Here is a 500-nt window from a genome sequence, read left to right as displayed (position 1 = left end):
ATCAATAATAGTAAAAGTAGCCGTAGTAGAACTAGCATTTCCACAACCATCAGTAACAGTAAATGTTACCGTAGCAGAACCTGTTTCACCACAATCATCAGAAAGACCGTTAAAGTCATTAGACCAAGCCACAGCTGAACAATCATCAGTAGCAGAAGCACCACCATTATTATTTAACCAATTATTTAGATCGTTTAAATTACCAGCACCATCACATTCAACAGTTTCAGGGCTAGCATTTGTATTAATAATAGGAGCAACTGTATCTTGAATAGCATAAGAAGCCGTAGTAGAAACAGAATTTCCACAAGCATCTGTAGCAGTAAAAGTTACATCAATAGCAGCCGAACAATCGGAAGCAGATCCACCATAATTATTAGTCCAAGTAATTGCAGAACAATTATCAGAAGCCACAGCACCACCATTACTATCTAACCATGCTTGAATAGCCCCATTATTACCAGTTCCATCACATTCGATTGAAACATTTGAAGCTTCAA

1 protein-coding gene is annotated in these 500 nt (G+C 37.4%); it reads right to left on the bottom strand.

Features of this window, described 5'->3' with window-relative positions; translation table 11 throughout:
- On the bottom strand, positions 1 to 500 hold a 500-nt coding region (locus tag FVF61_RS14140), incomplete at both ends, for a hypothetical protein (RefSeq protein WP_199757259.1).

Source organism: Xanthomarina maritima (assembly GCF_008084905.1).
GTDB classification, from domain to species: domain Bacteria; phylum Bacteroidota; class Bacteroidia; order Flavobacteriales; family Flavobacteriaceae; genus Xanthomarina; species Xanthomarina maritima.
The sequence above is the reverse complement of the archived record's forward strand: the minus strand, read 5'-3'. Positions and strand labels throughout refer to the sequence as shown.